The sequence below is a fragment of the Halomonas sp. 5021 genome, from assembly GCF_036663435.1.
GTDB lineage: Bacteria > Pseudomonadota > Gammaproteobacteria > Pseudomonadales > Halomonadaceae > Vreelandella > Vreelandella janggokensis.
Genome location: NZ_JAXOVU010000019.1, coordinates 26,264 through 41,209, shown reverse-complemented (window position 1 = coordinate 41,209; position 14,946 = coordinate 26,264). Strand labels below are relative to the sequence as shown.

Here is a 14,946-nt window from a genome sequence, read left to right as displayed (position 1 = left end):
ATCAGGAGCCCAACGGGTTACCCTTCTGGCCAGAGAGAATGGTAGCTAATCATTCCCTCTTGAGAGACACAAGGAGCTCAAATTGATGAGCGATCAGCAGTCATCCGCCACTAAAAAACCATCACCAAACAGAGCAAGGTACCGGCGGATGTGTAAGAGCCCAATTCATTGGGCGGGGCGATCTTTCCAGAATCCATTGCTTCAGCATCAGAGCAACCCGGTCGACTTAGGGCGGAGACAACATGCGTACTTCACGCAAGTCTAAATCAATACAGGATATTTAGTTGAACTCAATATCCCATGTAATGGTACGGTCAGTACCTGAGCATAGAGCACGAATGGTAGTAGCGGGGCTCATTTGTAAATACCCAGTGCTTTCCCAGCCAAGCACTGGGTCTCGCCGCCCCCTAGCTCGCGTCACTTCACAATCGTCTTCTTCCAAGCGACCAGTAATGTTGCGACCATCTCCCATGTCGATCACAAAGCCGTTGCCAGTGATAGACGCCTCAAGATCACGACTCAAATGCAATGAGCTTACATACTCTTTCTGGGATTCAGCTTCCAAGACGTCACGGATAATAAGCTGCTCACCAGGGGTGTATTCGATATTTCGGTTTTGGATAAAGAGGTCCTCCCGCTTGACCTGCCCCGCTATTTGAAATGCACTTTTACCCAATTGAATAGAATCGAGAAACGAACCAGTGGCAGGTAGATCCTTCGGGCCAATGGGTATGTCATTGAGTGAAATAGTGTTGTGTGCAGCTCCGCTGAGAACATATTCGCGCCATTCATCATCTTTATATCCGTACTTGCCACTATCAATGAATATCGGCCTACCATATTCAAAAAGTGAAAAACCGAGCTCATCCGCATGCTTATGTATATTCGAATACTTCATTCCCGTTACGAATAGCATTGACTCTTGCTGGGGCTGATCGGGCAAGCTACGAATGATTGCGTAACCAGAATCGGTAAAATCGCCTACCGCGAAACACTCATCGCTGGAAAAGCAGTGTGAAGGTGCCCCACTGCTATTTAATGTCGGTTGCTGTCCTGTCGAATCTCCTACTTGAACGAAGTCGTCATTCGGCCAAATCAACCACGGTTGAACTTCTCTCGCTCTGTTTAGAAGCTCTTCGACATTTTCATTTTCTAGTCGCTCAGGGTCTAAACGATCTATATTGATAACGGTAAAATAGTGATAATAAGGAGAGTGTTCTTTATGCACCCCTTCCTCAGTAAAACCATGATCGAGAATTTTTTGAAACATACGAGAAGCAAATTTCTCACCTTTGTCACATGCTGGCTTTTGACTTATAACAGTACATAGAATATCAAGTCCGAAAACTTGGAATAAACCATGGTTGCCCAGATTTATATAGTCCTCTTCCTGTAAGCGGTTTGCGTGCTCGTTTGCCATAGCAGCAATCGTTATTTCTTCATCCATTTCAACTTCGATAGCACCGCTGTAGATTTGGTCGATGATATAGCCAAGACGCATGGCGCGGATTCCAGCCGCCATATCGTACCAAGTATACTGATTGTCTCCATTTTCTTCTTTGTGGCGGTACCAATCGACCATAAAGGAAATTGCTTCATCCAGATACACAGGGTCATCAGTTTTTTCGTACTCGATAATAGCGGGATCGACCCCTCGCCAGGCATTCAGTTGGAACCTCCAATTGCTATCGTCGTATGGATCAGCTGCCCAGTCGACCGGTAGCGAAAAAGGCCAAGGCTCAACATCATCCCTCGGCTGGAAACCCGTTTCGTTAAGCTCTGCATAGTTTTGTCGACTATATAGATTTATATCTTCTTTACTTACTTTAGACTGATAATTTTCCGGGGTCTTTAAACCTTCGTTTCCATAAGAAAGAAACGCCATGAACAAAAAAAACAAAACTACGGTGGAAATAAAAAGCATAAATATTCGAAACATAGAGTACCGAAGTAACATTTATTATAAACCTTATTTAAAAGCTAAACGCATGAGCATGGCTATGTTATATAGCTGGCTATGGCTATCGGCAGAAAAAACCTAAAAAGACAACAAAGGAAGTTATTAGAGACAATATTTTATTCGCGGTTAAGCATCAATGCAATTTCTGTAGGTGCTCAACTTGCTGAACGATCAGTAAGAATCAGCCCACACAAAACTATCGCCTAGAAAAGCTAGGTATAGGGGGTTGTAAGAGCCAAATTCATTGGGCGATCAGCAATTATCCCACCACAAAAAAGCAAACCTACCTCGCACCAAAGCCAGTAATAATAATGCGCACGGTATTCAGGATGATCAGTACATCCAGCCACAGCGAGCAATGCTTGATGTAGTAAAAATCGTATTGCAGCTTACGTGTCATGCCGTCTACCTCGGCCGCGTAGCCTTGCTCTACCTGCGCCCAGCCGGTGATGCCAGGCCGAATAACATGGCGATAGCTGAAAAACGGCACATCCTGCTCGTACCACTCGGAAAGTGAGTGCCAAGTTTTTGAGCTAAGCAAAAGAGTTCGAAGATGCCACTTTCCCGATCGCCGATATGCACGCAGCGTTCAGGTGAATCGACTAGCTCAGTGGATAAACGCAAATTATCGAGCCAACGAATACTCTCTTTCTGATCATTGGATACCCGGGTAGGGTTGACCTTACGCTTGAGAGCCGAGCTTCCCTTGAACCTGTCCCTCGTCCAGAACTTGGTGGCCGTCAGGCCTAATGGCAAACCTTCTGGGGTGATCGCCAGACTAGCATGCATCAACAGACCACAGACGGTGTGTTGTTGGTGTCGTCCTTCCTTCATCTTGCGCCCGGTAGATACATTGGTGAACCTGATTTTTTCAGGTGAAGAGCATTTGAAAGAAAACTCTGTTGTATCCTGCAAGATCAGAATGGGGCCATCGGTGGCCTGGATTCGTAATGCCGAGGCTGCAAAATGCCCCTCTAATATTTTGTCTTCGCTAACATTTTCGTTGGCGAAAAAGCGATAGTCGGCCTGTGCATTCGCCCAGTCCTGGAATGCCGTGGGTAGGGATCTATCGGGTCTCTCGCCAATATCTTCCAAGATCATCCCTAACCTTCGGTTCAATCGTGCATCACTCACCCAGATCGCAGCCAGACGTTTCTTCCTCCACCCAGCGTCCCATATTCGTGCCTTTCACAACGTTGTCGAAGATACTCGACAACGAACCACAACAGTTTCCGGCTAATCAAGCGGAAACTCATATGATTGATGACTTGTGGGTAATTGCAAGGTTAGTGGACCGCTTACATAAAAACCGGGAAATCAACTTCGCCACCCCAAGCCTCATCCCTGCCCTGTACGAAGTCAGTCATCGCTTTCTCGTCAGGAAGGGATGAGTCCCATGCTTGCATGACTCGCTGTTTATCCGCTCCAGAAGCATGTATTAAAAGCTTACGAGCATCGATAAATTCATCATGCACATCTTTGCTTTTGAGAAATTCTTCTATGACAAATTTGTAAGCAGAATATAAAGAGGACAGAAGCATCTCAGAGGAGCCACTTTTTATAATTTTTGCAGTTGTGACCATTAAGAACTGTCGCCGAAATTTTTCTAACGTAGCATGCCTTTCGTCCTCATTCTTACATAGGGAGAGGCAGCGCGCCGCGCTCTCTCTTGCAGTAACAAGCCGATCAAAGTATCGCGGCTCTATGATGCTTGATGCCGGCCTAGTGATCGAATTGCGGCTTATATTATGGTAGTAGCCTATAGTTCCGCTTATCAAAAACTCCGAAACATAAAATGGCATTGCCATGGCTAGGAAATTATCTTCATATATGCAGCGCTCGGGATAAAATAGGCCATTTTTTGTGATAAACGACTTGTTGAATATCTTGGTGCATAATCTGCCAAAGCAGTAGATAAGTTGCGACCTGTTTTCATCACTCGCAATATGAGCACCCTGCCCAAGCGTCATTGATGATGATGAAATTTCTCTCTTTGAAATTTTAAAATCTATAAAATCAAAGTTGTGACATTTTGCTTCGCGCAACGTATCTATAGCACTCGGGTTCAAGTTGTCGTCAGCGTCGACAAACCACACATACTCCCCTCGCGATTTCCTGGTGCCTAGATTTCTAGCCGCGCCTGGGCCTTTGTTTATCTGAATATATAACTGAACGTTACCTAGTTTCTTATATAGCAACTCACTTAGTGCTAGGTGCTCTTCATGATCAGATCCATCATCTACAAAAATGAATTCTATATCACAAGATTTAATGAGCGAAAGCGTATCTAGAAGAGGGATGACCTTTTGAGAGACGTTGAAACATGGGATTATTATAGATAGTAACAAGTAGTAATCTCCCTGCTAATGAGCGTTTGTAGGTAGGTTGCATACCTAATGGTACACCGAAGCAACTTAACCGGCTTCAGGCTACGCGAAGATAAGCCCCGATGCGCCGCTAAAATGCTGTCACGATCATTTTATACTTTTCAGGTGATACTCTAAACCTTGTTTTTCCGCTATACCAGTCTCATGGGTGGAATATTTGCTTTTTACTCCCAATTCGCCACGGTGGCCAAACGGCTCAACACTCAAATTTTAGCCGTAGAGGTCCCGCCGCGCTACAATGTCCCGCTAGGGACCTAGCTCTCGCATAGTCTATTCTATGCCTTTTATATGCATGCCAAGCATTATGGGCTAGGCCCAGGCTCAACTATGGCGATTTTTTTACCGCCGAAAAGCCCGGCTAACCATATTCAGCATTCCCTTTGAGGTTTTAGTCGCTTCTTGCCCAGCTTCGATGTTTAATTGTTCAAGGGTATCGCTTTCGCTTACAGCATTAACAGCCTCTTTATAGTCTCCATCAAATGACAACCAATTTGCTTTAAAATTCTCACTAGTTAGTGAAGATTGTGAAAGAAATTTATTTAGATGATTATTATACACCCATAGATTGTCATTAAAGGCTCTTGCCATAATCAAGCGTCTTGTGAACTTGTTGAAAAATGTCGCCTTCCCGAATTTCGAACTACTGAACTCATAAAATATTATCCTGCGCATTGCTTTTTGGTGTTGTTCGCTTAAGTGCGGAAATATTTCTCTAGCAATCTCTACGCCATATCCAGACATGCTTTCATTGACCTGAGAAGTGATCTCTATGCTCTCAAGATCAAACTTTTTACTAAAGATGTATGAAAATATATTTTCCAAGAAAAGTGTTGTTCCAAGGTTCTTGATGGACTCGAATGGCGCTACAAGAAAGTTGTTTCCAAAGTTCTCTGAAAAATCGTCAATTACTTTTTTCCAAGAAATTTTTTCTAAGTCTATTTTATCAACAAACTCGTCAAAAGATAAAAACTCACCTTCTTTCACCTGCTGTAGATAACATGATTCTATAAAGGAATCTTGTTTCCTGATTAGCATAATTACTCGGGTTGGGTATTTCTCGAATATGAGGCCTAAAGATTTAGCGACCAGGTCTGAATGAGTATAAATACCACCATACTCATCAAGGCTACAGTGCCCAAGTATTCCCTCCCACGAAATAAAAACATCATCCGTTGGAGTTGCTTCAATCAATTCCTCTATGCTGGCCTTGGCCACCTGAATGCTCTTATGATACTTCTCCCGGGTAAGCTCTCTACCTCGTTGTGCAATGCTCCTAAAGTGATGAGCAAAATCAGATTTAGCAATCTCTTTGCTCATTAGGAATGATATGCCGTGCTCTCTCTCGAAGAACTCTCTGTTATTTCGGATATTCTCTTGTATTGTCGTTGATGCTGTTTTGTGTGCTCCGACATGCACGTAAACTTTTTTTGTCATGATAACCCTCGTGAGTCCTTGCGTAATTCCAGTTTTCGTATTTAGGAAATGTCTTTTTGACATTGCCGTCCTGTAGCCGAATATTCTCTATCATGGGCATTATGAGCACTACTGGCCATACTGATCGCTGCCTGAGCCTCTTGGTCTTATCTTTTACAGCCATCATATCAGCGGGCTTTTTCAAGCACGTCACGCGCGAGAGAGGATCGCTCGCCGAGCAGTGCCGCGCCGCTGTAAGTCAGGTGACTATAGTCACGATAGAGAATGGTTCCATCTATCTGAGTATTGCACACGCCGTCATCGCAAAGGAAGCCAAATACATCTAAGAGATCGATCCCCGCTAACTCGGCAGCGTCGGCCATCATGTCGAGAGTGTCGCCCCTGTATTCGCGATTTGCATCCATTGTTATAGTGCAGTCAGATTGCGAGCCAAGAATAAGTTTCCCCCGCGCTCGGCGTTCTAAACAGGCGCCAATGTTGGAACCATCAGCGGGCGGCGGTGCGATAAATACAACCTTCTTGCCGGACTTGTGCAACTCCATAGCCAGTGATGCAAGCGCATTCGTCACGATATCGGTGGAGACCTCCCGATCTTCATATTCACCTTTCGCTGTTTGGGTCAGAAGTAGATTGGATTCACTCAGGGGTGATTGCATTCGACCCGCAATAACAACGGTCTCGATATCTTCACTCTCCTTCGCATAGGTGAGGACATTAGAGTTGAACCTCATACAAGCTTTCGCGTATTCCAGGTTGTAAGTGCTGTTTGCTGACTGCGCGAATCGGGCAACACGATAAAGTGGATCACATCCCCCCATCGTGATCTGTTGCATGCCATACTCTCCAAGCGGTCCCATGAGAGCCGAAGACCATGCCATCGAGTATGAGTCACCCCACACCAGAACCTTCGGGTGTTCGGTGGTTTTACAACTTTCTTTGATGGAAAATGATTCGTCGGTCTTCAGAGAGCACTCAAAGGCAAGCCCATAGTTGGTTCTACGGACATGCTGATAGTCTCTGTCCGAGGCGGTAAACGCTGCGATTGCTGAAGGAGAAACAGCAATAACTGCTGAGCACCCTACCAATCCCGCAACAAACCTTCGTGGTTTCACCGGATTTATCTTTCGGAATGGTTCTTCAACGAAGCGATAGAGAGCAATACTGAGTACAAACGACAATGCTACAGCTATCCAAATAGCAGTCGTTGGCGGTTCATCCAGGTATGCTGCTCTCACGAAAACCAATATTGGCCAATGAACCAGGTATAACGAGTACGAAATATCGCCGACGCGGGCTATCGCCCTTACGGGAAGGGTGCTTTCCCAGGCCGACGCATTGTGGCCGAGAATAATCACTAGTGTTGCTCCGCAAACGAGCAATGCATCTAGGCCGGGATGAGGAAGGCCAGTTGGTAAGAAAGGAACACTAATGAGTAAGGCAATCGCGGGAATACGGGCCAGGGACAACCAACGGTTGCCGCTGAGATGTAAATGAACGATCGCCGCCAATGAACCCAGTCCGAGCTCCCACATGCGAGTGAACGGGAGATAGAAGGCTGCATCCGGATAGCGTGGTGCGAGGTAAACACTCAATGTGAAGCTGGCCACCACGATTGTCGCCACAACAAAAAGCCAGGACTTCCTCGGTACAAAGAACAACAAGAGCGGCATCACAAAGTAGTATTGCTCTTCGACGGCCAAAGACCAGAAATGCAGGAGCGGCTTAGTGTCCGCTGCTGCTGCGAAGTAGCCGGTTTGGTCCCAGATAACGAAGTTTGCTATAAATAACAATGACCCAATGACCTGTTCCTTCAGGTCATTCAGCGCGATTTCTGTGAGCAAAAAAGGTGCACAGATTAGGACGAACGCAAGTACCACAAATGCAGCGGGTAGCAAGCGTTTCGCACGTCGGAAGTAGAAGTTCAAGAAACTGAAGCTCCCAGCTTCGATCCCATCTCGAATAATACCGGTTATCAAGAATCCCGAAATGACGAAGAAAAGATCTACACCAAGATACCCAGCGAAGTCCAATTCAGTCAGTTTTGCGTGATAGAACAGAACCAGCAGGACAGCGAAACCTCGCAGAGCCTGAATATCCGTTCTTAATTTTGATTTTGGGGCGCCTGCAGGACTGATATCAGTAGACACATTTTGCCTCTTCGTAAGGTTGTTCGATCTATGACGTGTGCAACCAAAATGATGATTCTTCTTTAACGGCATAACTCTCTAGAATTTGCCGAGCGCGACATTGGCATGGATAGTCAGTTTTTTCAATTTTCTTTCGGTTTGGTGCTTCCCATAAGTGCCTTGCACTCGTAAAAATTTCGCTACTTGGATTACTCGTACGCATAACAAGGTTCAGAACCCTGGATTACGGTCTACCCCTTCGTTGAGCACTACGCTGCGCGCTACCACCACATCTCATCAACTCCACCCCTACTCCGCTCTACAAAGCCGCATCAATAGCATCTTTTTACGCCCCGCCTTGGTCCCACGGCATAGCTCCTTTTTAGGCAGCCCTACTCGCCTTTAAACAAAAGCCACTTGTTGAACGATCAGCAATGCTGACACCACAAAAAAGCGAATTCACCTCGCCCCAAACCCGGTAAAAATAATCCGCACGGTTTTCAGAATGATAAGTACATCCAGCCACAGCGAGAAATGCTTGATGTAGTAAAAATCGTATTGCAGCTTACGTGTCATGCCGTCTACCTCGGCCGCGTAGCCTTGCTCTACCTGCGCCCAGCCGGTGATTCCAGGCCGAACAACATGGCGATAGCTGAAAAACGGCACATCCTGCTCGTACCACTCGGAAAGCGAGGCTGATTCTGGCCGCGGGCCAATAAAGCTCATTTCACCGCGCAAGATATTAAATAACTGGGGCAGTTCATCCAGCCGATAACGCCTCAACACACTCCCCAATGGCGTGATGCGTGGGTCATCGCCCGATATGGTGAAATCCTCCCCACTCATATCGTGGTACATGCTACGAAACTTGAACATGTTGAAAGCACGCCCACGGTAGCCAACGCGGGGCTGCATAAAAAATACCGGCCCTGGGCTATCGCGCTTGATCAAAAACGCTATAGCCAACAGCACCGGCAGCAAAAAAGGCAGCAACACCACCGCACCGATAAAATCCATCACGCGCTTAAAACCTACATAAAATAACGGAGGCAGCAAGCTACCAAACTCATTCTCGGAAAGGCGGTCGATCTGAACGCGGCCCGAGATCGTCTCTGATATCTGCCGCGAGTGATAAACAGGAATATGGCACAGCGTGCAGGTCGCCAAAAACTTCTGCCACTCGGGGGGGAGATCCTGAGCGCGTAGATCGGCCATGACGCCATCCACCCGCAGGCCTTTCATATCAGGGGCATCCAGCATGCGCAGGACTACTTTGGTGTTACCACGGAGCCGCTGCGTATCACCAAACGGCACCACTGCCAACTTCAAGTTACGAAACCGCCGCCCCAATAAGTAGCCCACGTAAAACCACACCAGGCTTGCCACATAACCGCCAAACATCACTTGGCGGGTATATCCCTCACGGGAAAAAAACAGAACAGCCACCACCAGCAAAAAAGCGATGGATACTGTTGGCATGATATTGGCACCAAGCTGGGCACCTGGGAACCGCGACATCCGCCTCAACGTTAACGCCGACGCGGTAAACGCCAGCCCAATGGCAATTAAAGTATTACTGCGAACATCGGGCAGGTAATGCCAAAAGCCCCACCCCCAGCGCTCTAATCCCGGCAGCAGCACCGCAAGCGACATGCCTACTACAAGGTGGAATGTCAGGCTGAAGAGTAACAACTCGTACCAACGGGAATGGCGACGTTGATATTCACGCTTCATGGCTTACCAACATCATCATCTCACTTACCATGGCATTCATAATTTTGTCCCTGCGCCACTGGGCAACAAACGACTGGCGAGGGGTAATCCCCATTGCTAACTGCTCAAAAGCCTTAATCGCCCCATCTACTGAGCCGGGGGGGAAGACGGCAGCGTTATCGATCTCCTGGCTCACAAAGCGTGCGGAGTACCCAGGTAAGCCTCCCCACATTGGTTTGCCCGTGGCCGCGTATTCAAAGATTTTTGAAGGCAGAACACTATACAAAGAAGGCAAAGTATTCAAATGGAGAAATAAAACATCGGCATCTTGGTAGGCCTTGATGAGCGTATCACGGGACACAGGCAGCTCAACCACAACGTTATCAAGCCCCTGGGTGGCAACGTATTCACTCAAGGCAGCTGCGCCCCCACCATCTCCAATGATACGAAACCTAACTCGGCTGCCCAATCGGTGTGCCAACGGCGGCACAATATACTCGATCCCTTGGCCAACACCCAGGTTGCCAGCATAAAGCACTTCCACCGGCCGCTTTGCAGAAACAACAGGGTTAGATGATTGTGCAAAAGCGCCCTGCTCTACCGCCTGCACAAAAGGCAAATCTATCCCGTTGGTGTGGTAGGAAAAACGCGCTGATGGGTAACGCTTCTCAAAATAAGCCGCAAAGCCACCAGAAACTAAATTAATGTGCTGGGCACCGCTGAGCGCCCAACGCTCCGCCAGAGCGAACACAGGCGCCAATCCCCAGCCCGATTTGTAGGGCAATACATAAGGCAGGTTTTCGACAAAGTTATCTCGAATATCCAAGTAGAGTGCGGCACCGCATCGCTTTGCCATCCAACGCCCCAGCAACGTAGTAACCAAACGTGATGAGGTCGCCACAACTAAATCGTAGTCTTCTTGTTGAACGCGTTTTTTTACCTGTCGCGCATAGCTGGCAAACGCCCGCGCCTGGCCGCCCAATCCACGACCGCCGCCCGGCAAGGTTAGCCGTTCAATAGTGGCTAAACCTTGGGTTTCACACGCTAACGCGGCTTTGCCACCCGCGTAGTTCACCCGATTAGGAGCAGAGGCCAGCACATGCACTTGGCTGCCGCTAGGTAGTAAGCGCTCAAAAGCATTTACCAGCGCCTCGGCACGGAAGGCGCCGGCACTGATATCTGGGGGGTAATAAAAACTCAAAAGCAAAATATTAAGCGGCTTCAACGCACATACCCTTATGCAGAATGGGTAGGTAAAATACGCGCATACAAATCCAATAAGCCTTTTTCCTGCGCTTCCCAGTTCAGCGACTGAGCCGCTATTTGCGCATTGACACGGTAGCGCTCACGAAGTGCGGGATCATCCACCAACTTCTGGATAGCATTGGCCAGCGCTTGAGTGTCGCTATCAGGTACAAGCAAGCCCAAATCATACTTGCGGACCACCTTGCTGATTTCGGGCAGTTGGCATGCTACCAAGGGTAAGCCCGCAATAACATACTCGAATAACTTATTGGAATCCGTGGTGAAATGGTTCAAACAAGTATTTTCGATGGGTTGAACGCCGATATCTGCAGAGGCTGTATATTTCGGAAGCTCGTCAAGCGGCACAGTCGGAATGAAAAAAACGCGATTTTCCAAACCTAAAGACACAGCAAGGTGCTTCAACTCCTCATGGAGGCTACCACCTCCTACGAATACAAAGTAGGCCTCAGTAACTTGTGCTGCACACTTAACCAGACGCTCAAGTCCTCGACCAGGCTGCTGGCCGCCCTGGTAAATTACGATAGGGTAAGTCTCAGACAAGCCCAGCTCTTTCCGAATTCGACCATCTCCCTGAACAGACGCCAATCGGGGCCGGTTCTGCAACACCAAAGATCTTGGTATTTTATAAGCACGTGCAAAAAACTTCGCCCTGGCATCTGTGGTAGTAATTGTTCCAGCTGCTCTAGGCATAATTCTCTTTTCGACCCAAGCAACAAGCCGACCAATCTTTCGATAGCCTTCCCGACCGGAGCTAATTTCGTGGGCATCGTATACAAGTTCTGCTCCACAAAGGCGAGCCGCTAACCAGGCCGTGGGTAAAACATTCACATCGTGGGCATGAACTACTGCTGGTCGTAGCTTGAGAAGACTCACAAGAAAACCAACATGAGTAAACATACGGCTGGCCATCAATAAAAACAGCTCAAACCGACTCCGCTTGGCGGTATGCTTCTTTGGCTTCACAAGCATTGCACCCTGCTGATGTCCATGGCGAACAATAACGACACCCGATGAAAGCTTTTCCTCTCGAGGGGTAAGACCAAGTGTAAACAGCCCATGGACATATACTTCGTAACCTGCAGATGACAAAGTATTTGCTTCATTTTTCACACGAGCATCATTTCGGACATCATTCCATACAATCATTGCAACGCGGGACACGAAACCTCCAATGAAGAAAAAGCACTTAGGCGGGCTTGGCCGCTAACAATATTTTAGAGACTAGCGCATGAGCCTCGGCATAGCGTGCGCGCTGCAAACACTGCTCGAATTCTGAAATTAACGCTGCAAGCTGTATATTGCGAGGTTCTAACTCATTAATGTCTGCCCGTTTAGATGCAATATCCCCAAGACTCTCCATAAATGAAGGCTCATAAAGCACCGGTACAGGCAACTTCGCGCCAATAGGTTCAATGCTCCACCGGGTCCAATTGATTAAAAAGCACTCGCCGTTACCTGATTTCCACAACATTCCTGGCCTTATATCCTGGGCAATAAGAGCTAGAGGTAATAAACGCAACGTTTCCTTAATATCATTCAAGCGGATCAATAATTGTTCAACGTCATCAAAATCGGCGAGGCGGTCAAGCAAATCTCTCATTCGAATTATCGACTGCTGGTCTAAGCGCTGCCACAGCATGGGGTGAGATCGCGCATACAAAGAAACTAAATCATTTTGGGGAGACGTTGACATGAGCTGAGTACGAAATTTAACAAGTTGATCTATCGTTTCTTTTTTTCCACACCGTTTAAGGCCAGTGACATCAAAAACATGACAATGAATCCCTTCTACCGATGCAAACTTTACAATTTGGACCGATGGTAAAGATCTCTGACTAGAAAGCAAAGTCGCTTCATGCTTAGCCCAAGCAGACCGATTACTATTGAATAGCTTCATTACATACTCAAACCTACCATCATCAGTCGATACCTTTACGTGGTAACAGACAATGTCAGGCAAACCGATATCAAACCATTGTGTATCAGACTCGAATCTTTCAGAACCAACTATTTCAGCCAGCATCTCAGCAATCCAGACATCACGAGCTCTAGGCACAATCAACGGCCAAAACCCTTGGCTGCGAGAGATAGGTTTCTGGGAAAATGTATGACCATGGAAAAACAAGGCACGTAGCTGGGCTTTCTGCCCATAAAGCCCCTGGATGTCTTTTGCAAAGGTTGCTAGACGTCCAAATGTTTGCCTAGCTAGTAACAAAGCAACAACTGAAACCAGAATTCCTGGAGGACTACCTAACAGATGGTTTAGAACAATATATGCAAATGATAAAAGAAACCCAAGGCTTCCTAGCAAGCGGGAAACGGAACCTAGTTCTTTAGAGAGTTTTGAGTGAAACGAATTAGAGAAGGAAGCTACTATGCACACGAGTAGCACACATAAGCCGATATAAAGCGCAATGACGATCGCGATATCTGAGTAAAACCATGCCATGACCATCAGGCACAATGAAACAAAACCGACTGTAGCCAAATTCTGGCTATATCTTGCGTAGCCTTTTGATGCAATTTCCTGCTGATTTTCAAAAATTGCTAGTTTCTTACTACGGTTCAGTAACTTTTTACAAGCTGAAGTTGCAGCAACATCAACGATTTTTCCCGTTAAAAGATGCGCAAGATAAAAACACACAGAAGCAATGCTGAGGAATACTACCAAGCCGTCTCGACCAACATCCTGAAATACTGAAGGAAAGTATACTGGAACAGTTTCACTGCCAAGTAGCAAAACAACTTTTAGCGGTAATAAAAAACCGGCCAACATGAAAAACTGACTTAAAATGCTACACACAACCGCTAGCAGTGTCAGCCAAGGCACTACCCGCATAAATTTACGGCTCAAGGTAACTGACCAACGAAGTGCACGGCCAACTGAGTAAACAGTACTCGTCATTTCATCATCCCAAGGTCGGTTAAACACCATGCCGAGCAATCAGCTCAGCAGCAGATACAGCTCCATTAGTGACATCAGAGCTATGACCTCGAGATTCAATTTTTAATAACCTATCAACAGCAGCATCAAAAAAATCCTTGGAATATTCAACCATTACCTCATAGGGACCGTAGTGCAGAGACTGTTGAACTCTTTTTAATTGATCGTCAGCCCCGGTTTCTTTGTTAGGAATAAAAAGAGCGGGTAAGTCAAGTGTCACCGCTTCACACACCGAATTGTAACCGCCTGCAAGAACTGCAAAATCGAACGCACGGAAATACTTGCTATTAGGGTAATCGACAATTACCGAGTCTGCATTTAGGTTTACCTGTGGGTTCAATGCTATCGGCGATTGACCTAGCACGACCCGGATCCCCTTTTCTTTCAGGTTATTAATTATTTTATCTTGAACATCTTCTATACCATTGATATTTCCGGCCCCAAGTTGTACATAGGCACAAGGTTGATCTTTAGGTAGGCGCAAAATATCGCGTGCCAGATTACGCTCCATCAAATCACAGCTGTCGAGCAATGATATAGGCTCTACCTGATGAATAGACAAATTTAGTGCAACAGGGTCCTCACCTTCAGGTACAAGCTCTCCAGGCGCTACAACTGAGGAGAAACCCGATGTAAGAGACTTTAACTGAGCCTGATTAACCCCTTCTTTATATAGCCCCCGCTTGATCCAAATGCACTGAAGCTTAGAATACCCACGCATGGTTCTTCGCAAACCAAGATAAGGGATAGTGCCGTCAAACACCAAGCAATTTGGTCGATGTATGCCCAAGACATTCACAAGTGAACGATAAAAGAGCTTATTCCAAGTGATTGCATCTGACTTGAGCAGCTTAGCTGGTGTAATGTGGTGGCACTGGAAACCCTCCTTATGAACCAGCGTCACACCAATACTGGTTGTTAAAAAAACGATCTCGGCGTCTGGTTGCTCAATGCGAAGTTTCCTAGCAATGGCAAGGGAACGCGTCAGATGTCCTAGCCCAGCGCCATTGATAGGAAGAAACAAATATGTTTTTTTTCGTGGTTTATATAAAAGCCCTTGAATTGAAGGCAATCTAATCCAAACATTTTTTAAAAATGAAGATATCAAAAAAACAC

General features: G+C 46.6%; 11 protein-coding genes. All 11 read right to left on the bottom strand.

Features of this window, described 5'->3' with window-relative positions; all coding sequences use genetic code 11:
- Window positions 1-280: 280 nt before the first annotated feature.
- The gene (locus tag R3F64_RS18485; RefSeq protein WP_332613047.1) at window positions 281-1,924 is read right to left on the bottom strand and encodes a heparinase II/III domain-containing protein; all 1,644 of its coding nucleotides are present in this window, start codon (window positions 1,922-1,924) and stop codon (window positions 281-283) included.
- A gap of 319 nt (window positions 1,925-2,243) precedes the next feature.
- Window positions 2,244-2,450, bottom strand: coding sequence for a sugar transferase (locus tag R3F64_RS18480; protein ID WP_332613045.1), 207 nt, complete (start codon window positions 2,448-2,450; stop codon window positions 2,244-2,246).
- On the bottom strand, window positions 2,390-3,139 hold the full coding sequence (locus R3F64_RS18475) for an IS4/Tn5 family transposase DNA-binding protein (RefSeq protein ID WP_332613048.1): 750 nt from the start codon (window positions 3,137-3,139) through the stop codon (window positions 2,390-2,392). The genes R3F64_RS18480 and R3F64_RS18475 overlap by 61 nt, the downstream gene beginning before the upstream one ends.
- Window positions 3,140-3,258: 119 nt before the next feature.
- Complete coding sequence (locus R3F64_RS18470; protein ID WP_332613043.1) at window positions 3,259-4,308, bottom strand: glycosyltransferase family 2 protein; 1,050 nt, start codon at window positions 4,306-4,308, stop codon at window positions 3,259-3,261.
- Window positions 4,309-4,686: 378 nt separating this feature from the next.
- Window positions 4,687-5,781: a hypothetical protein gene (locus tag R3F64_RS18465; RefSeq protein WP_332613042.1), complete on the bottom strand. Its 1,095-nt coding sequence runs from the start codon at window positions 5,779-5,781 to the stop codon at window positions 4,687-4,689.
- Window positions 5,782-5,948: 167 nt separating this feature from the next.
- Window positions 5,949-7,928, bottom strand: coding sequence for an acyltransferase family protein (locus R3F64_RS18460; RefSeq protein ID WP_332613040.1), 1,980 nt, complete (start codon window positions 7,926-7,928; stop codon window positions 5,949-5,951).
- Between the two features lie 438 nt (window positions 7,929-8,366).
- A complete protein-coding gene (locus tag R3F64_RS18455) occupies window positions 8,367-9,641 on the bottom strand; it encodes an exopolysaccharide biosynthesis polyprenyl glycosylphosphotransferase (protein WP_332613039.1) in 1,275 nt (424 codons plus the stop codon).
- Window positions 9,631-10,845, bottom strand: a complete 1,215-nt coding sequence (locus R3F64_RS18450) for a glycosyltransferase family 4 protein (RefSeq protein WP_332613037.1) — start codon at window positions 10,843-10,845, stop codon at window positions 9,631-9,633. Before R3F64_RS18450 ends, R3F64_RS18455 begins: the two co-directional genes overlap by 11 nt.
- An 11-nt stretch (window positions 10,846-10,856) precedes the next feature.
- Window positions 10,857-12,047: a glycosyltransferase family 4 protein gene (locus R3F64_RS18445; RefSeq protein WP_332613035.1), complete on the bottom strand. Its 1,191-nt coding sequence runs from the start codon at window positions 12,045-12,047 to the stop codon at window positions 10,857-10,859.
- Window positions 12,048-12,072: 25 nt separating this feature from the next.
- Complete coding sequence (locus R3F64_RS18440) at window positions 12,073-13,791, bottom strand: hypothetical protein (RefSeq protein ID WP_332613033.1); 1,719 nt, start codon at window positions 13,789-13,791, stop codon at window positions 12,073-12,075.
- A 19-nt stretch (window positions 13,792-13,810) separates the two neighbouring features.
- The gene (locus R3F64_RS18435) at window positions 13,811-14,938 is read right to left on the bottom strand and encodes a hypothetical protein (RefSeq protein WP_332613031.1); all 1,128 of its coding nucleotides are present in this window, start codon (window positions 14,936-14,938) and stop codon (window positions 13,811-13,813) included.
- Window positions 14,939-14,946: the final 8 nt, after the last annotated feature.